The organism is Lysinibacillus sp. NPDC047702 (genome assembly GCF_050272555.1).
Taxonomy (GTDB): Bacteria; Bacillota; Bacilli; order Bacillales_A; family Planococcaceae; genus Lysinibacillus.
The window spans coordinates 25,245-43,714 of sequence record NZ_JBNNMG010000012.1 but is presented as its reverse complement, the minus strand read 5'-3'; the positions used below and the strand labels follow the sequence as shown (position 1 = coordinate 43,714).

General features: G+C 36.9%; 21 protein-coding genes and 2 other annotated features. Of the genes, 19 read left to right on the top strand and 2 right to left on the bottom strand.

The features are described 5' to 3' along the window. Positions 1-45: 45 nt before the first annotated feature. Positions 46-312 (top strand) — a binding site (T-box leader). Between the two features lie 120 nt (positions 313-432). The 4 genes from ACQKIM_RS08715 to ACQKIM_RS08700 all read left to right on the top strand — a co-directional run bounded on the left by ACQKIM_RS08715 (position 433) and on the right by ACQKIM_RS08700 (position 6,460). Further along, positions 433-3,078, top strand: a complete 2,646-nt coding sequence (locus ACQKIM_RS08715) for a valine--tRNA ligase (protein WP_427542045.1) — start codon at positions 433-435, stop codon at positions 3,076-3,078. A gap of 263 nt (positions 3,079-3,341) precedes the next feature. After that, on the top strand, positions 3,342-3,740 hold the full coding sequence (locus tag ACQKIM_RS08710; RefSeq protein WP_427542042.1) for a hypothetical protein: 399 nt from the start codon (positions 3,342-3,344) through the stop codon (positions 3,738-3,740). A 177-nt stretch (positions 3,741-3,917) separates the two neighbouring features. Then, a complete protein-coding gene (locus ACQKIM_RS08705; protein WP_427542039.1) occupies positions 3,918-5,210 on the top strand; it encodes a bifunctional folylpolyglutamate synthase/dihydrofolate synthase in 1,293 nt (430 codons plus the stop codon). Then, positions 5,207-6,460 (top strand): bifunctional folylpolyglutamate synthase/dihydrofolate synthase, encoded by a 1,254-nt coding sequence (locus ACQKIM_RS08700; protein ID WP_427542036.1) that lies wholly within the window; start codon positions 5,207-5,209, stop codon positions 6,458-6,460. The genes ACQKIM_RS08705 and ACQKIM_RS08700 overlap by 4 nt, the downstream gene beginning before the upstream one ends. A 172-nt stretch (positions 6,461-6,632) precedes the next feature. Here ACQKIM_RS08700 and ACQKIM_RS08695 read toward each other — a convergent pair whose 3' ends face one another. Both ACQKIM_RS08695 and ACQKIM_RS08690 read right to left on the bottom strand, forming a co-directional pair. Next, a complete protein-coding gene (locus ACQKIM_RS08695) occupies positions 6,633-6,881 on the bottom strand; it encodes a hypothetical protein (RefSeq protein ID WP_427542033.1) in 249 nt (82 codons plus the stop codon). A gap of 456 nt (positions 6,882-7,337) precedes the next feature. Then, positions 7,338-7,697, bottom strand: a complete 360-nt coding sequence (locus ACQKIM_RS08690) for an SRPBCC domain-containing protein (protein WP_427542030.1) — start codon at positions 7,695-7,697, stop codon at positions 7,338-7,340. A gap of 251 nt (positions 7,698-7,948) precedes the next feature. Here ACQKIM_RS08690 and ACQKIM_RS08685 point away from each other — a divergent pair, with 251 nt between their 5' ends. The 15 genes from ACQKIM_RS08685 to ACQKIM_RS08615 all read left to right on the top strand — a co-directional run bounded on the left by ACQKIM_RS08685 (position 7,949) and on the right by ACQKIM_RS08615 (position 18,470). After that, positions 7,949-8,593, top strand: coding sequence for a hypothetical protein (locus tag ACQKIM_RS08685; RefSeq protein ID WP_427542027.1), 645 nt, complete (start codon positions 7,949-7,951; stop codon positions 8,591-8,593). Positions 8,594-8,681: 88 nt separating this feature from the next. Beyond that, entirely contained in the window at positions 8,682-9,275 is a 594-nt protein-coding gene (locus tag ACQKIM_RS08680; RefSeq protein WP_427542024.1) for a Maf family protein, read from the top strand. 34 nt (positions 9,276-9,309) lie between these two features. After that, entirely contained in the window at positions 9,310-9,981 is a 672-nt protein-coding gene (radC, locus tag ACQKIM_RS08675) for a RadC family protein (RefSeq protein WP_427542189.1), read from the top strand. 539 nt (positions 9,982-10,520) lie between these two features. Next, positions 10,521-11,540 carry a rod shape-determining protein gene (locus ACQKIM_RS08670; protein WP_427542021.1) on the top strand — a complete coding sequence of 340 codons (1,020 nt, stop codon included), beginning with the start codon at positions 10,521-10,523 and terminating at the stop codon, positions 11,538-11,540. A gap of 12 nt (positions 11,541-11,552) precedes the next feature. Continuing rightward, on the top strand, positions 11,553-12,467 hold the full coding sequence (mreC, locus tag ACQKIM_RS08665) for a rod shape-determining protein MreC (protein ID WP_427542018.1): 915 nt from the start codon (positions 11,553-11,555) through the stop codon (positions 12,465-12,467). After that, entirely contained in the window at positions 12,467-12,991 is a 525-nt protein-coding gene (gene mreD, locus ACQKIM_RS08660; protein ID WP_427542015.1) for a rod shape-determining protein MreD, read from the top strand. The genes mreC and mreD overlap by 1 nt, the downstream gene beginning before the upstream one ends. 27 nt (positions 12,992-13,018) lie before the next feature. Beyond that, positions 13,019-13,687, top strand: coding sequence for a septum site-determining protein MinC (gene minC / locus ACQKIM_RS08655; RefSeq protein ID WP_427542012.1), 669 nt, complete (start codon positions 13,019-13,021; stop codon positions 13,685-13,687). A 1-nt stretch (position 13,688) separates the two neighbouring features. Continuing rightward, the gene (gene minD, locus ACQKIM_RS08650) at positions 13,689-14,486 is read left to right on the top strand and encodes a septum site-determining protein MinD (protein ID WP_427542009.1); all 798 of its coding nucleotides are present in this window, start codon (positions 13,689-13,691) and stop codon (positions 14,484-14,486) included. A gap of 252 nt (positions 14,487-14,738) precedes the next feature. After that, positions 14,739-15,293, top strand: a complete 555-nt coding sequence (locus tag ACQKIM_RS08645; protein ID WP_427542006.1) for a peptidoglycan DD-metalloendopeptidase family protein — start codon at positions 14,739-14,741, stop codon at positions 15,291-15,293. Continuing rightward, the gene (locus ACQKIM_RS08640) at positions 15,283-15,894 is read left to right on the top strand and encodes a site-2 protease family protein (protein WP_427542003.1); all 612 of its coding nucleotides are present in this window, start codon (positions 15,283-15,285) and stop codon (positions 15,892-15,894) included. Before ACQKIM_RS08645 ends, ACQKIM_RS08640 begins: the two co-directional genes overlap by 11 nt. A 45-nt stretch (positions 15,895-15,939) precedes the next feature. Beyond that, positions 15,940-16,014, top strand: a sequence feature (ribosomal protein L21 leader region). A 14-nt stretch (positions 16,015-16,028) separates the two neighbouring features. Beyond that, positions 16,029-16,337, top strand: a complete 309-nt coding sequence (gene rplU / locus ACQKIM_RS08635) for a 50S ribosomal protein L21 (RefSeq protein WP_313373082.1) — start codon at positions 16,029-16,031, stop codon at positions 16,335-16,337. A gap of 16 nt (positions 16,338-16,353) precedes the next feature. Then, entirely contained in the window at positions 16,354-16,710 is a 357-nt protein-coding gene (locus ACQKIM_RS08630; RefSeq protein ID WP_427542000.1) for a ribosomal-processing cysteine protease Prp, read from the top strand. Beyond that, positions 16,707-17,006 carry a 50S ribosomal protein L27 gene (gene rpmA / locus ACQKIM_RS08625; RefSeq protein WP_427541997.1) on the top strand — a complete coding sequence of 100 codons (300 nt, stop codon included), beginning with the start codon at positions 16,707-16,709 and terminating at the stop codon, positions 17,004-17,006. Before ACQKIM_RS08630 ends, rpmA begins: the two co-directional genes overlap by 4 nt. A gap of 465 nt (positions 17,007-17,471) precedes the next feature. After that, complete coding sequence (locus tag ACQKIM_RS08620; protein WP_427541994.1) at positions 17,472-17,819, top strand: hypothetical protein; 348 nt, start codon at positions 17,472-17,474, stop codon at positions 17,817-17,819. Between the two features lie 123 nt (positions 17,820-17,942). Beyond that, a complete protein-coding gene (locus ACQKIM_RS08615) occupies positions 17,943-18,470 on the top strand; it encodes a Spo0B domain-containing protein (protein WP_427541991.1) in 528 nt (175 codons plus the stop codon).

Sequence of the window (18,470 nt, the reverse complement as noted above, 5' to 3'; positions counted from 1 at the left end):
CTTGAAAGATTGCACGATTTTGCGGTACAATGTGTAAAAATTGATATAGATGCTATGACAGGGAAGAGTAAATTATTCGTACATTTTTAGAGAGGAAACGGTAGCTGAAAAGTTTCTATCTGTGCCTAATTGAATGTAGCCCTTGAGCAGCTTTAGTGAACTAACAGTAGTTAAAGCCGGTTAAACACCGTTACCGAATTAAGAGCCAGTAGTAAAAAGGCTTAAGTAGTGCTATTTCTATTCATAAACACTTACTTTACCTCTACTGGAATTAAAGGTGGTACCGCGAACTAAAACTCCTTCGTCCTTTTTGACGTTAGGAGTTTTTTTATTTTCAATTTATTTCTGATGAATGTCTTCTGAGCATGAGTCATGGAATGATTGGAGCTTTTCGATGTTTGCACAAAATAACACACAACAGGAGGAGTCAAAATGACAGAAAATATTTCAATGCCAACTAAATATGATCCACAGTCCATTGAAGCTGGTCGCTATGAATGGTGGCTACAAGGGAAGTTTTTCGAGGCGCAGCCAGAAAGTGGGAAAAAACCCTATTCAATTGTTATTCCACCGCCGAACGTAACAGGTAAATTACACCTAGGGCATGCTTGGGATACGACTTTACAAGATATTTTAACGCGCATGAAGCGTATGCAAGGATACGATGCCCTTTGGTTACCTGGTATGGACCATGCAGGGATTGCAACACAAGCAAAAGTCGAAGCAAAGCTACGAGAGGATAATATTACACGTTATGATTTAGGACGTGAAAAATTCCTTGAAAAAACATGGGAGTGGAAAGAAGAATATGCAAATCATATTCGCGATCAATGGGCAAAGCTTGGTCTTGGATTAGATTATACACGTGAGCGCTTCACCCTTGATAAAGGTCTTTCTGATGCTGTTAAAACTGTTTTTGTTGATTTATATGAAAAGGGCTTAATCTATCGTGGTGAACGTATTATTAACTGGGATCCTGCAGCGAAAACAGCTTTATCAGATATTGAAGTTATCTATCAGGATGTTCAAGGTGCATTCTATCATATGAAATATCCACTAGCAGATGGCTCGGGGCATGTAGAAGTTGCCACAACACGTCCTGAAACGATGCTTGGTGACTCAGGAGTAGCTGTTCATCCAAATGATGAACGTTATAAGCATCTGATCGGTAAAACTGTAATTTTACCAATCGTTGGTCGTGAAATCCCGATTGTAGCCGATGATTACGTAGATATGGAATTTGGTACTGGGGTTGTAAAAATGACACCAGCCCATGATCCGAACGATTTTGAGGTTGGTAACCGTCACAATTTAGAGCGCATTCTTGTAATGAATGAAGATGGCACAATGAATGAGCTTGCTGGCAAATATAACGGTATGGATCGTTTTGAATGCCGTAAGCAAATTGTCGCTGATTTACAAGCAGCAGGTGTATTAATCCGTATTGAAGAGCATATGCATTCAGTAGGACATTCTGAACGTTCTGGTGCCGTTGTAGAGCCATATCTCTCAGCGCAATGGTTCGTTAAAATGCAACCACTTGCTGATGCTTCACTTGAGATTCAAAAAGACGAAGCAGGTAAAGTAAACTTTGTACCAGCTCGTTTTGAAAACACATACTCTCGTTGGATGGAAAATATTCGTGATTGGTGTATCTCTCGCCAATTATGGTGGGGTCATCAAATCCCAGCTTGGTACCATAATGAAACAGGCGAAATTTACGTAGGAAAAGAAGCACCAGCAGATGCAGAGAATTGGACACAAGATGAAGATGTTTTAGATACATGGTTTTCTTCAGCGCTTTGGCCATTTTCTACAATGGGCTGGCCAGACGAGACAAATGAAGAATATAAACGTTACTACCCAACAAGTACATTAGTAACAGGCTATGATATTATTTTCTTCTGGGTATCTCGCATGATTTTCCAAGGTCTTGAATTTACAGATCAGCGCCCATTCAAAGATGTATTAATTCATGGTCTAGTACGAGATGGTGAAGGACGTAAAATGAGTAAATCACTTGGCAACGGTGTTGATCCAATGGACGTAATTGAGAAATATGGTGCAGATTCCTTACGTTACTTCTTAGCAACTGGATCATCTCCTGGTCAGGATTTGCGTTATACAACAGAAAAAGTTGAAGCGGTTTGGAACTTTGCGAATAAAATTTGGAATGCCTCTCGCTTTGCCCTTATGAATATGGATGGTATGACATATGAAGAAATCGACTTAACTGGTGAAAAGTCAGTTGCCGATAAATGGATTTTAACTCGCTTAAATGAAACAATTGAGCGTGTAACATCCCTCGCAGAACGCTACGAATTTGGTGAAGTAGGTCGTGAGCTTTACAATTTCATTTGGGATGATTTCTGTTCATGGTATATTGAAATGGCTAAATTGCCTTTAAATGGTGATGATGAAACAGCTAAGAAAACGACTCGTTCTATTTTAGCTTACGCATTAGATCAAACAATGCGTCTATTACATCCATTCATGCCGTTCATTACAGAAGAAATCTGGCAGCACCTACCGCATGAAGGTGAATCTATTACTGTAGCTGCGTGGCCAACTGTACGTACGGATCTTCAATTTGCTGAAGAAGCAGATAACATGAAGCTCCTAATGGATATTATACGTTCAGTACGTAATATTCGTGCGGAAGTTAATACACCAATGAGCAAAAAAGTACCTTTATTTATCTCAGCAAAAGATGCAGCAACTGTAGCTGTCCTTGATGCAAATAAAGCATATTTAGAAAAATTCTGTAATCCAGAATCATTAACAATTGGTGAAGGCTTAGAGGCTCCAGGTCAATCAATGACAGCTGTAGTAACAGGTGCTGAGCTATTCTTACCACTTGTTGGGCTTATTAACCTAGAAGAAGAGATTGCTCGTCTTGAAAAAGAATTAGAAAAATGGGCAAAAGAAGTGAAGCTAGTATCAGGTAAATTATCGAATGAGAAGTTCGTGTCAAAAGCACCTGAAGCGTTAGTGAATGCAGAACGTGAAAAATTAGCTGACTATGAAAGTAAACATGCAGTTGTATTAAAACGTTTAGAAGAACTGAAAAATATGTAAACTTGAAACAGTGGATGGCAATAAAGTCATCCGCTGTTTTTCTTTTTTATGCATCAAAAGATATGTATTGTATTAGGGAAAAATATATAGTAATATTTAAAATAATTAATATAATAGGTTAATTAGTCTTGTTGTATTGTAGGTATAAAAAACTATTGACGAATAATGAAAACTTGTCGGCACTTTAAATGCAAAGTTAATTAATTTTGACTGTTCAATGTGAATGGTCTTTTTTACGGTGATAAACTGGATGGAGGTAAAGTATGACTGGAAATATTACTACAATTATTGCAAAAGTCAACAAGGCATGTGATGAATTAGATTTTGTCAGTGCAAGAGTATTGATTGAAACCAATCTTCTGAAATTATCAGAGGCAAAACATTATCGTTTGTTGAATTCAAATGGTCGTGTACTTATAAAGCATGTGCTAGCAGATAGTAAGACAGAAGAATCAGCGAATAAATTAACACGAAACGATTTATTAACCATAAAAAAAATTAACGAGTATTGCTCAAATTTTGATATTTCTATGCTAAAAAGAACTTTAAAAAACTCCTTTGATTTAGTGCAAAGAGCTGATGTCCTGCCATTGTTAAACAATGATGCTAAAATTATATTAGATAATATGGGAGCACTATTTGGTGCACACCAGCTTCAATAACTCGATATGAAATTGCTTAAAAACACACAGAACCTCACTTATAAAAGTGCCTTTCTGTGTGTTTTTAACGTTCATAAAAGAGTAGTTAGCTGGAATGAGCGCTTTTTACGAAATGTATGCGCAATATGCAGTACTTGTACTAAAATAGAGATATTGTAGTAAGAGGGAGTGTTTCTTTTGTTTAAAACAATGAAAGAGTGTACAGATTTTATTTTTACATTAAAGGCAGTAGACCATAAACGTGCTCCGCTTGTCCTGATGCGGGAGGTGCTTACACTTTTAGATAATCCTCAGGACAAATTTCGTGCTATTCATTTGGCAGGCTCGAATGGGAAGGGTTCCACTGTCAATGCGTTAAGAGAAATTTTGCAACATGCTGGCTGCAAAGTAGGTGCCTTTACTTCACCACATTTAGAGCAAGTGAATGAACGTATGACGATTGATGGTATTCCGATTGAGGATGAGGATTTTTTACTTTATATGAATAAAGTAGCCGAGCAGATTCAATTACATTATCAAGGTGAGTTTCCAAGCTTTTTTGAAGTTGTTACTTTAATAATGTTCCAATATTTTGCAGATCAAGCTGTAGATATTGCACTTATTGAAACAGGACTTGGAGGACGTTTAGATGCTACAAACGTCATTACACCTGAACTTTCAATTATTACTACCATCTCACTAGAGCATACTGCGTTTCTAGGTGACACTTTGGCGAAAGTAGCATTTGAAAAGGCAGGTATCATTAAAGATGGTGTACCAGTGATAGTGGGCGTAAAAAATGGTGAGGCACTTACTGTTATTCAGCAAATTGCAGAAGAACGTCATGCACCATGCCTTGTGTTAGGCAAGGATTTTAGTGTTGCCAATATAACGCAAGGTGCTAATTTGCAGCATTTTCATTATAAAAAGTCAAATAATGAGATGACAGATGTCCCATTAAAGATGGCAGGATCTCATCAAGTCAATAATGCGAGTCTAGCGATTACAGCTATCTCCACATTGAGAGAAAAGCAAGTACTTAACATTTCTAACGATTCAATACGTTATGCATTGGCAAATGCTCAGTGGGCAGGTCGTTTTGAGCAATTGCAGGGCAATATTGTACTAGATGGTGCCCATAATTCTGAAGGTACAGCTGCGCTTATTCAAACTCTTAAAGAGGTTTATCCAAATCAAAACTATCGCTTTATCTATGCCGCCTTATCAGATAAAGATCATGCAAACAGTATTGCTATGATGGATCAGATTGCTAAATCTATCTTCTTTACACAAATAGATTTACCGAATGCCATGCCTGCTGAAAAATTAGCTGAGCTCTCTATAAATAGGGAAAAAGAATTTCATTTAGATTGGAAGGAAATGGTGCAAAAAGTGCTCCGTCAACGAGATGAGAAGGACATTGTAATTATTACAGGCTCACTGTATTTTATAGCAGAAGTACGCCAATGGCTTCAGGAGGGTGAACGATGATTCCTAATCTAAATCGTTATAAAGAAAAATGGAACGTTAAGAGCGATGATATTATTAAACCTGGTCTTGCTGCGATTGAAGAGGCATTAATAAAAGTCGATAATCCAGAAAACGAGTTGCGGGTTGTCCACTTAGCAGGGACGAATGGTAAAGGCTCGACGCTCACATTTCTTGAGTCAATAGCGAAAGCGCATGGCTTGCGTGTAGGTAAATTTATGTCCCCTTGCATTGTCGATGTACATGACCAAATTCAAGTGGAGGGTCAAGCAATTACTGAAGTGGAGATGGATCAAGTATTCCAACAAATGCAGGCAGCTGGACTTAGTGAGAAATTAACGGATTTTGAGCTTTTAACGATTGCAGCATTTTTACATTTTGCTGCTAGTAATATCGATATCGCTCTTATTGAAGCAGGTATGGGTGGCTTACTTGATAGTACAAATGTAGTGACACCGATAGTATCGATTATTCCAAGTATTGCTTTAGAGCATACAAATTTTTTAGGCAATACCATTGAAAGTATCACCCATCATAAAGCTGGCATTATGAAGTCATATAAACCAGTAATAATTGGTGATTTACCACAAGAGGCAAAGGAAATTATCTATAAGAAAGCTCAGGAAAAACAGTCATCTGTACTTGAACTGAATCAGCAATTTTATGTAGAACAAGAGAAGGATGGAGAGGTATATGATTATAGTAAGCTGGGCTTCCGTATTTCAAAGCTATCACGATCTATGAAGGGAGTACATCAGGCGAATAATATGGCTTTGGCGATAACGGCCTTTTTTGAAGTGGCAGCTGCACTAGATATAAATGTCAATAAAAATGCTCTTCAAAAGGGAGTGAAAGAAGCAGCCATTTTAGGGCGCTTTGAAGAAATTTTGCCCTTTGTAATTTTAGATGGTGCTCATAATCCGGCAAGTGTTGAAAAATTAATTGAAACGATAAAATATGAGTTTCCCGATGAGCAAATTACTTTTGTAATTGGAATACTAGCAGATAAAGATGTGCAAGAAATATTGCAGCTACTTGAGCAGGTAAGCGATCAATTTTATTTTGTTGATTTTAATAATCCTCGTGCAATGAGTGCTCAAAACATGTTGAAGCTATCTACTGCTTCCTATAAAGAAGTTATAGTAGACTATGCTTCATTTTTACAACATCAGTCTGAAAGAAAGTTGAGAACCATTGTAACAGGCTCTTTATATTTATTAACAGAAGTACGGAGTGAATTGAAAAATAGATAGCATTTAGTGGTATCAGTACTCATTTTTTATGGGTACTGATGCGCATTGGTGTTTTTTCTTGAAGCGCTCGATAGCATTGTTGCATATGTCTAAGGAGATAAGCTTGGTTGTTCAAGGGTATAAAACAATTTCGCTTTATGACCTAGAAGATGAAATAACTGATTCTCAAACATTATGAACAACATGAAACAGCTTTATCAACGTCTTTTGCACCTACATACACGGAACCCTTAGTATCTATTATATAGTCGATATTATTTTCTTTTAATTTTACTAATAATAATTCTCGTAACTCTTCTGATAAATTTTCTTTTCTGGCAAAAGATATGTAAGTTCCCTCAATAGAATCCCCATTACTACATCCATTCAGTAAACTCAAACATAAGATGATAGAAAGCAAACATCTAAATTTTAACTTCATAAAATCTCCCCTCTATATCACCGCATAGTTCTAAAAAGGCACGGAAAATCAATGTTTCTAATAATCAATTTCACGCCCCTTTAAAAGTTTATACAGTTAGTAGTATAAAATTCAAAGCGAATAGCTAGATTCATTCTTCTCTATTATTTTTTAGTTAATCGCTCACCTATTATTTCCAGGATAGTTTCCCAGTATTTTTTCATTTCTTCTCTAACATACTGATCTGATAGTTTCTCTTGATGAAAGCTAATCGTTGTTTTATCTTCATTCAGCAGAAGACTCCCACCTCTACAGGTGGTGAGATGAATGCGGTTTTGTTTCCTTTTCAGTGGGTGTCCAAACACCTACTGAATGAAGATAAAGCCTCTGGCGGATGTCACGGAATCGGAAAGGAGTTAATAAAGGATGTTAGCCTAAAATCATCGCATCCCTGCGATAACGGCTAACTGACCTGCTTCATGCAGGCCTAAGCACAAAGCCGATTCTGGACGCAATTATGCCGAGGCATAATTGATTGTCTGCTTTTGATAGAACGCGAATTTGAACTGTTGATGGCTGCTCCCATCCTTCCTTTTTCCACGTCAGACGAAGCTGTTGTAACGGTTTAACAATCCGAATTTCTCCTGACCCCAAATTCGTCATGTATGTCTGACCTGGATTAAGAATAATGCCAGTGCTTTCCCCCAGCCAAAGATTTAATCCATCTGGCGAGGTGAGGAGATTCCAAGCATCCTCTGAAGAGATAGAAAATGATCTTCTTACACCTACTTGAAAGCCAGCTCCTTTTGTTTGCCCAATAACTCTATCGTTAGCCATCTTGGTTTCACTCCAATAGTTTTATTTTGTCTATAAAATGTTATTCGATTTTTCCTTCATGATTCCCTTTTCTATATAGCAAAATAGATTGTTTTTGAAGGTGGAAATAGCAGTTTTTTAAGGTATATCTTCTGTAAAACTACTAAATCAAAATATAGTAAATTAGCATTTACAGCTGCTTTTTTACATATACTTATATCAAATTGTCGTCGATAGCAGTCCGAGATGTTGAAGGAAGAGGTGATGAATGAATGAAAATTGTCAGTCAGGTAATGAAAAAACAAATATTTCGAGCAATGATTATTGGAGGAATAGTCGGGCTTTTTGGTGTAGCAATTTTTCTAGGTATTCTTCAGGCGAGTACTCAATTATCTTTAAAAAATGATAGCAACGAGGTAGCAAACAGCAATAATAAGGATGCAGACTCTGAAACAATTCCGACAGCGGGAGGTGCCGCAAAGTCATCCATGTTTTTTGCGAGTCAAGCAGGGGTTTATTCAAATTATGAAAGTGCCAGCTCCTTTGTCTCCGAGCACCCTTCATTAAAAGAAAGTGCCATTGTTGAAGTGGATGGGAAATTTTATGTTTGGACAAGCATGGTAACAGATGAAAGCCAGCTTACCTTTTTAGAAGATCCTGCTACTTTTAAAAAAGCATTTAATGTAAGCAGTGATAGCTGTAAGGAGGCAACAATTGCAGAGCTTCCATCCGTGTTAGCTGATAAAAAAGCAACAAAATTAAATTTTAAGGAAAATTCAAAGGATTCTACACTTCCTGCTGATTGGCAATCGATTGGAGCTGCAGCCACTTCTATTTCAAATGATGTTAGCATTATTCGCCTACAGGTTTTTGCCCATTACAAATCGAAAAATGCTTGTCTTCAAGTAAAATTTTAGCATGAAATCAGCATTATCTTGATTATTAGAAAATTTTCAAATACCAATTTCTCCTTTATGATAGCTAGTAAGGAGGAATGGTTAAGTTATGTTTAAAACAAATCATAACCTTGTGCTTGCTTCTGCTTCACCTAGACGAAAAGAATTACTAGCTATGTTATCACTTTCTTTTGACGTTGTTACGAGTGAGGTAGAAGAGACAAGTGTTCAGGCAACAACAATGCAAGATTATGTGAAAGGTGTAGCTCTATTGAAAACACGTGATGTCGCAAAAAAGGCTCCAAGTACAACTGTTATTGGTGCAGATACGATTGTTGTTTATAATAATGAGCTACTGCATAAACCAAAAACTCGTGAGGAAGCAATTTCTCACTTAAGTCGCTTATCAGGCAAACATCATGCGGTCATGACAGCTGTTGCCATAATCGAACCTAATGGTAATGAAACAGTGTTTATTGAAGAAACCACGGTTGTCTTTCATCATTTATCACAGGAGCTAATCGAAGTATATGTAGATTCGGGAGATCCATTTGATAAAGCAGGCGGTTATGGCATTCAAACGGCTGGAACCCTTTTAGTGAAGAGAATTGAAGGAGATTATAACAATGTTGTCGGCTTACCACTTGCAGCGTTGTTTACGCAAATGGTAGCACTCGAGATAATCCAATTTGCGAAGGAGTGAGGCTTGATTGCCGAATGATGTTTTACTTAGTATGATGATACGAGACGTGAATATTGAAGATCGTCCGCGTGAGAGATTATTGCGACAAGGTGCAATGAGTTTATCGAATCAGGAGCTACTTGCTATTTTACTTCGAACAGGCACTAAAGAGGAGTCTGTTCTTGTTCTAGCAAATCGTGTATTAAGTGTTTTTGAGCGTTTGCACCATTTAAAGCATGCGACTATTGAAGAAATGGTTGCGATTAAAGGAATAGGCGAAGTGAAAGCCATTCAATTATTAGCAGCCATTGAGCTTGGTAGACGTCTTGCTCAGAAGCAAAGTGAAGAAAAGTATACAATCCGATCTCCAGAAGATGCTGCTGCCTATTTAATGCCCGATATGACCTCGCTAAGTCAGGAACATTTCGTTGCTCTTTTCTTAAATGTAAAGAATCAAATTATTCATAAGCAAACGATTTTTATAGGTAGCTTAAATGTTTCTATCGTTCATCCAAGAGAAATTTTTCGCGAGGCTGTTAAAAGATCGGCAGCTTCTATAATTTGTGCACATAATCATCCGAGCGGAGTACCAACACCTAGTACGGAGGATATTGAAGTGACAAAAAGATTAGTAGAAGCCGGTTATATTATGGGCATTGAATTAATTGACCATGTCATTATAGGGGATCATCAGTTTATTAGCTTAAAAGAAAAAGGTTATTTTTAACTCTGCATATATTTTGCAGAGTTTTTAATGTGTTTACTAGTTTACATAATCGACTTAATATAGAAGTTTTGAATGATGAGTCATTGTATTGAAAATAATATTTTGTATTTTTTTGCGATATATTGTAAAAGAAAGCGAACCTTTTTTTAGATTAAACGTTATTGTATTCGTAGAAATATCTAGTATATTCACAAAAATTGGTAGCCTAATACACGTTGTCTTATAACCATAAAAATTATATTCTAATCTATACGTACTATTTTAAGTTTAGGAGGGAATTAAAATAGTATCTTTTCCGCAAGAAGAGGCATGTAGCACTATAAATTCTTGCGTTTTTCCGTTATAATGAAAGGTATGATTTTATCTTTATGCAATAGACGGTTCTCACCTCAATAATTGGTGAGAAGAATGAGTATGTCATTTTTTCAGTGCGTGTTAAACACCAGCTGGATGAAGGTAAAGCCTCTGAATGCAATTATGGACAGAGGTATAATGGATGTCAACGAAAGTATGGCTTAAATAGAAAGGGAGTACACAATTTGTTTGGACTAGGAAGCAAAGATGTCGGGATTGACCTCGGCACAGCGAATACATTAGTGTTTATTAAAGGAAAGGGCATCGTTTTACGAGAGCCTTCAGTCGTAGCAAAAAATACAAAAACAGGAGACATCGTTGCCGTTGGTAATGATGCGAAAAATATGATTGGTCGTACACCTGGCTCAATCGTAGCAATCCGTCCAATGAAAGACGGTGTTATTGCTGATTTTGATATAACTACAGCGATGATTGAATATTATTTAAAAGAAGCCTCTAAAAATTCTGGTGGCAATTGGAAAAAGCCAAATGTAATGATTTGTGTGCCGTATGGTATCACGTCCGTTGAGCAACGTGCTGTAATTGATGCTGCTCGTCAAGCTGGGGCTAAGGAAGCATTTACAATTGAAGAGCCGTTTGCAGCAGCTATCGGTTCGAATTTACCAGTATGGGATCCCACAGGGTCAATGGTTGTTGATATCGGTGGCGGTACAACAGAAGTTGCAGTTATTTCATTAGGTGGTATTGTAACAAGTGAATCTGTTCGTGTTGGTGGGGATGCGATGGATCAATCTATTATTTCGTATATTCGTAAATCCTATAACCTAACAATTGGTGAACGTACTGCAGAGGCTGTAAAGATGGAAATTGGTACAGCGTTAGCAGAAGGTCCAGAAGAAAAAATGGATATTCGAGGACGAGATTTACTAACAGGTTTACCAAAAACAATTGAAATTTCATCAAAGGAAATTTCTGAGTCTTTACGTGAAGCGGTATCATCAATTATTGATGGTGTTCGAAAAACATTAGAGCAAACACCTCCTGAATTATCCGCAGACGTAATGGAACGCGGTATTGTGCTAACAGGTGGGGGTGCGCTATTAACGAATTTAGACAAAGTAATTAGCCGAGAAACAAATATGCCAGTTTTTATTGCGGAAGATCCGCTTGACTGTGTAGCTATTGGTACAGGTAAGGCGCTAGACCATATTGATTTAATTCGTCAACAACAAGTTAAAGGGTAGGAGGTTTAGGCAATGCCACATTTTTTTTTCAATAAGAAATTAATTTTGCTGCTCGTAGGCATGGTTTTTCTTGTGGCATTGATTAGCTTCTCATTACGTGATCGGACGAACGCAACTCTACCAGAGCAAATTATTAAAGATACTGTCGGCGTCGCACAATCTATTGTTGCGAAGCCGGCGAACTATATTACAGGTATTTTTAATAAAATTGACTCCCTCTTAAACACGTACGAAGAAAATAAACGTTTAAAAGCACGCTTAGAAGATTTTGCGGTTGTACAAGCTGAAGCAGCGGATTTAAAATTAGATAATAAAAAGCTACAAGAGCTTATTGATAAATCAGAGAGCTTAAAAGATTTTAATCCGATTCATGCAACAGTTATTGCTAGAAATCCAGACCAGTGGGAAGAGAAAATTATTTTAAATAAGGGATCTTCACATGGTGTAGAAAAAAATATGGCAGTTATGACAGCGAAAGGTTTAGTTGGTAAAATTATTTTAGTGACACCTTTCACATCTGAGGTAGAGCTTTTATATACAAATAATCCAAACTATCGTGTTTCTGCGATGGTATTAGGAGATAAAGAAGCATACGGTTTAATCGAGGGCTTTGATAAAGAACGTAATGAACTCATTATGAAGCGAATCGATTCTAGCTTAACAGTTAAAGAAGGCCAGCAAGTAGTTTCTTCAGGTCTTGGCGGTATTTTCCCTAAAGGGGTGCCGATCGGAGAAATAACAGAAGTAAGTACAGATGATTTTGGCTTAACAAAAATGGCCTATGTAAAACCATCTGCAGATTTTTCAATTTTAGACCATGTTGTGATTGCGAAACGCACATCGACAGTTATTGATGGGTCAGATGGCAATGCAACCAATGAGGATCTATCAAATCCACCAGAGGCGAATGAAGAGGAGGAAAAATAATGGTTCGATTTCTCATCCCCTCTGTGGCGGTTTTACTTTTTTTACTAGAACCAGAGTTTGCGATGCTTTCACCAATTGAAGTGAAGGGGCATATCTACTATTTAGTTCCACGATTTTTAATCTTATATTTAATTTTTATATCCATCTATTACAGCCGTCAGCGTGCGGTAATGTATGGACTTTTTTTTGGTGTCTTGTATGATGTGTTTTACATTGATATTATTGGATTATATTCAGTGCTATATCCGCTTATTTGTTTTTTAGCAGGGTCTATTGTGAAAGTGATTCATCAGCACTTAGTTGTGACAACGTCAATCTCAGTTATTTTAGTAGCCATTTTAGAATTTATACTCTATCAATTTTTCTATCTTATCGATTTTACAGCAATCCCATTATCGGATTTCTTACGTTCACGACTACTTCCAACAATCATTGCAAATGCTTTATTTTTAATGATGCTTGGTTGGGCTTTCAAATATTTAATTAATGCGCGTGTCTTACAGAGAGCACGTGAAGTTTCTTAACAAAGAGCAACGTGAGGTGAGGCATTCATGAAAAAACAGTTAGTGAATATGAAGGGGACAAAGGATGGTTTTGTTCTTCGTTTAGATGATCAATGCGCATATGTCGATTTAGTAGAAGAATTAAAGAAAAAGGTTTCAGAAAGCGGTATCGATGGCAAAGTGGATGTCCAATTATATTTAGGCTATCGATACTGTTCAGAAGATCAAATGAATGAGCTAATTAAAATTGTGCAGGAAACAGAGCAACTTATAGTTTCAAAAGTGCAAAGTGAAGTACTGACTATCCATGAAAGCAACCAGAAAATGATTGAAAGTCAACAAGATACATATATAGGCGTGGTCAGATCGGGACAAATTGTGCGTTCGGCAGGTGATATTATCGTTGTTGGAAATGTCAATCCAAATGGACGTGTTGAAGCTGGTGGTAATGTGTATGTTCTAGGTAGACTTAAAGGTATTGTACATGCTGGTCTTTATGGTAATAAGGAGGCAATCATTGCAGCATCCCGCTTTGAAGCAACACATATCATGATTGCTGATCAGGTTCAAGTGATGTCAGACGAACATGTAAAAGCAATTAATCAGGCAGAAATGACATGTGCATTTATCGGCTACGATGGGCGTATTACGTACGATCAAATTCATGTGTTAAAAAATATTCGACCATTGTTAAATGTGTCTAAGGGAGGAAGCTAGTGTGGGAGAAGCGATCGTCATAACTTCAGGTAAAGGCGGTGTCGGAAAAACAACGACAGCGGCTAACCTTGGGACTGCATTGGCTCTACAGGGTAAAAAAATATGTTTAGTAGATACTGATATTGGTCTACGTAATTTGGATGTAATATTAGGTCTTGAGAATCGAATTATTTATGATTTAGTTGATGTTGTTGAAGGACGTTGTAAAATTCATCAAGCATTAATAAAAGATAAACGGGTAGATGAGAAACTATTTTTATTACCTGCTGCTCAAACGACAGATAAAAATGCTGTTAATCCTGAGCAAATGAGGAGCTTAATAGAAGAGTTAAAAAGAGATTATGATTATGTATTAATAGACTGTCCTGCTGGTATTGAGCAGGGTTACCGTAATGCTGTTGCTGGTGCAGAGCATGCCATTGTAGTAACAACACCTGAAATCTCTGCTGTGCGTGATGCGGATCGTATTATTGGCTTGCTTGAGCAGGAAGAAATCACAGCACCTAAACTCATTATTAATCGTATTCGTCAGCATATGATGAAAAATGGGGATACACTGGATGTAAATGAGATAACTACACATTTGTCTATCGACTTATTAGGTATAATTGTAGATAATGAAGATGTTATTTCATCATCGAATAAAGGTGAGCCAATTGTCATGGATCCTGCAAATAAGGCATCCTTGGGTTATCGTAATATTGCCCGTCGAATACTTGGTGAATCTGTACCACTTATGGCGATTGAAGATGAAAATAGGGGTGTATTTTCAAAACTGAAAGCGTTATTTTCGAGATAGTCTTTTAAGTCTTTTCGTGCATTTGTGCGAGAAGGCTTTTTTGTGGCTTGATGGATAGAAACCTCGAAGTGATGGATAGAGGAGCCAAAGTGGCGGATAGAAACCTCGAAGTGATCGATAGAAGAACCAAAGTAGTGGATAGAATCATCACAATCCAGAATTCGATGTCCTACTTGGATAGTTGACCTGTTCAAAACTTTTTCTGCATGAATGGACATGCAATCTCATATAGTGTGAAAAAAGGATGAGGGCTTGTTTAAAAAATGGAAATGGATGGTCACAATCTTACTTGTGGCAGGAATTATGCTGATGATTCGTCTAGAAGATCAGGGGGTGCTAGATACACCTGTGCGAAAGCTGGTGACAACATCAGAGGATTTAACTTATTTAAGCGAGCTAGGGCAAAGCTGGTTAAACAAAGAGGATGAAACCATTTTAGTATCGAGCGATGTTGGGCAAACTGAACTTTTAGCGTTTGCAAATGCTCAAGTTTTTAAGGAAGGCTTTTTATTGCAGTATGATATAGGTTTACCTATCTATGCTGGACAGAATGGTCTAGTTGTTTTTACAGGTCATACAAAATACACGGGTAAAACGATGACGATTACTTATGATGACGGCACAACAGTTTCCTATGGTATGCTGGATAGTTTAGCACAGCTACCCTATACAACGGTGCAGACAAATGATTTAATCGGCATGAAAGAGGCTGGACAACTCTATCTATCAATTGAAAAAGATAAAACACATTATAATTTAGAACAGATTGTGCAATGGCTGGAATCAACGACAGCAGATGAAGATTAAATTACACCTTCTTTGTATCCCTCTTGTATTGTTAATGATTTTTAGTGGCCAAATTGCCTACTATGCTATTATTTTAACTTCCTTACTTTGGCATGAAGCCGGGCATCTATTAGCCGCAATGCTTTGCGGCGTTAAGGTCAAATCATGTGTTATTACACCATATGGAGGGGAAATCGAATTTGAAAATCCAGCGGTTGTGCCAGCATCGTCACTCCTATGGATTGCCCTAGGGGGACCAATCGCTACAATTATAGGGATTGGCCTCGCTTTTTTTATGCCAGAAATTCTTGCCAATAAGCTTATCAATGTTCAGCTTGTCCTTTTAGCTATTAATTTATTACCGATTATTCCGTTGGACGGTGGTCGAATATTTATGGCGTGTTTATATTTATTTTATCCAAGTGTTCATGCGTTTGAATATTACTATTGGCTTTCTCTCATAATAACATCTATCACATTTATTTTAACGTTAACTAATCTCCCACATTCTATTTTTTTAGCTATTCTTTGTTTATTTATTTGGCTTCAAGCAATAAAAGAATGGAACTATCGAAAATATCGCTTAGCATTTGAGAAATATGTGATGAATAGATTGACTTAAAAAAAAGCGTGTGGTAATATTTTAATGTTATTGTTTGTAGCACCTGTGCTACTACAACCGCTCTGGAAAGGTTTAAGTATCTCTGATCACCTTTGTAAACAGGCGAGTCTGAGTCTAAGAGGAGGTGCAGTAAAATGTACGCAATTATTGAAACTGGTGGTAAACAAATCAAAGTAGAAGCTGGTCAAGAAATCTATGTTGAAAAATTAGGTGTAGAAGCTGACGAGGTTGTAACTTTTGATAAAGTATTATTCGTTGGTGGCGAAAACGTTAAAGTTGGCGCTCCATTCGTAGAAGGTGCTACTGTAACAGCTAAAGCTGTGAAAGAAGGCCGTGCGAAAAAAATCGTTGTTTTCAAAATGAAAGCTAAAAAGAACTACCGTCGTAAACAAGGTCACCGTCAACCTTACACAAAATTAGTTGTTGAAACAATCAACGCTTAATTGTGAGGTGTAGCGAATGATACAAGTTACGATTCACCATGATGAAAATAGACATGTGTCAGCATTTGAATATTCAGGACATGCTAATTATGAAGATTCGGGTAAAGATTTAGTATGTGCTAGTGCTTCTACTATTGCAATGTATACTGTTAACGTAATTTTTGGACTAACTAATGTTGAGCCGAAAATTGATCAAGCTTTAGAAGGAGGAGGCTACCTAAAAGTAGACCTACCAACTGATTTGCCACAAGAAATTGATATGCAAATACAGCTAGTCCTTCAGGTTATGACTGCTCAAGTATATTCAATTGTAGAAAAGTATCCAGAATTTATTCGAGTTAAATACGAGCTAGTAGGAGGTGGAACGGAATGAAATTATTATTAACTTTAGATTTACAATTTTTCGCATCGAAAAAAGGGGTAGGTTCTACTAAAAACGGACGTGACTCTGAGTCTAAACGTCTTGGTGCTAAACGTGCTGATGGCCAATTCGTAACTGGTGGTTCAATTCTTTACCGTCAACGCGGTACAAAAATTTACCCAGGTACAAACGTAGGTCGCGGTGGTGACGATACACTATTTGCTAAAGTTGACGGCGTTGTTAAATTCGAACGCTTAGGTCGCGATCGCAAACAAGTATCTGTATACCCAGAATCACAAGAAGCTTAATTATTAAAGGACTGCTATTAAAGCAGTCCTTTTTTTACTGCCTCAATATAATATAATACATATAAAGACTTTTTACTAAGTAGAGTTGATATAGCGAAAACAACCCCTATAAACAAAATAATAGATTGTAATAGAGTAATAGATAGGGTAATGAGATGAGATAAGTACTATATTGGAGTGATGGAATGTTTAACTTCTTTCAGCAGAAGTCTCCCACCTCTATAGATGGTGAGATGAATGCGAATTTAAGCAAAACTTGAGGATGCCATCGTACATGTAATTGAACAATCTTTGAAAGAATATAGAGACATATACGATCATTTGTATATAGTATCCCAAGACTGTTGTGGAGATATGAGCTCAATAGTTAGATTGCTAATAAAGAGGCTTATTTAGCAGAAAAAAACGATATGAATACAGAGGAATATGGGCATTATAAGTAGTGTGAAGAAGGTTGGAGCATTTTTGAAACATTTTGATATGTATAATTATATGAAAAAGATGCATGTATCTGATGACTATAAAGCGGATAAATTTGATAACCATCGTAATAACATTATTGCTGCTTGTAAAAAAGCACTTTGCCGGCTCGTCTCCTATCCTTTCTATCAAAAATATGCTGCTATCTTGTTAACCTTTAATATAAGAGAATATTTGGAACAAGAAGAGCGCATAGCTTTATTTGAACTGTTTAATGGGAAAACAATGACAGCAGCAGAATATACTGGAACATTAAAGTCCTTGTATAAAATAAAGTTCCATATAGATAAAATGAAAACAATCTATAGAAGCACTAAAAAGCAAAAGCAGTAAAACTCTAAAAGGTTTACTGTTTTCTTTTATTGGTAGTGCATGATAAAATTCGATGAAGAATTAAGGGAAAAATACAGTAAAACTTGTTATACTAGTAAGGATAACTTTATTGGAGTGAATGGGATGAACAATCAATCACTAACCATTAGTGAAGTATTACGTTTTGCAAATCATGATTATGTGAATCAACTTCAATTGATTCGCATGAATTTAGATTTAGGTAGAATTGACGAATCAAAAAAACTTATTCAAAATTATTCGGAACAATTACGAAAATTTTCTATCCTTAATCGTCTACAATTACCACAAACAATTGAGTGGCTGCAAACGGCAGGTTGGCGCTATCCTTCCTTGTCATTAGAGCTTAGCGGTGAGATAAACAAGCCTGTTACCAATAATATTGATAGGGAAATTGTAGATACCTTAAACAAAACAGTTATGCATGTTTATGATACATTAGATCCATTTACAGAACAAAGCTTAGCGCTTGATGTACGTGTTGACGATCATACATTTGCCGTGACATTCACGCTAAATGGGCTATGGAGTGCTGATGCATTCACCGAAAAAGGTTTGAAACAATTAGACATTCAAACAATTGAGCAGACAACAACGAGCTGGCGATATGTATTGAGTGCAAGTAGGGAGTGA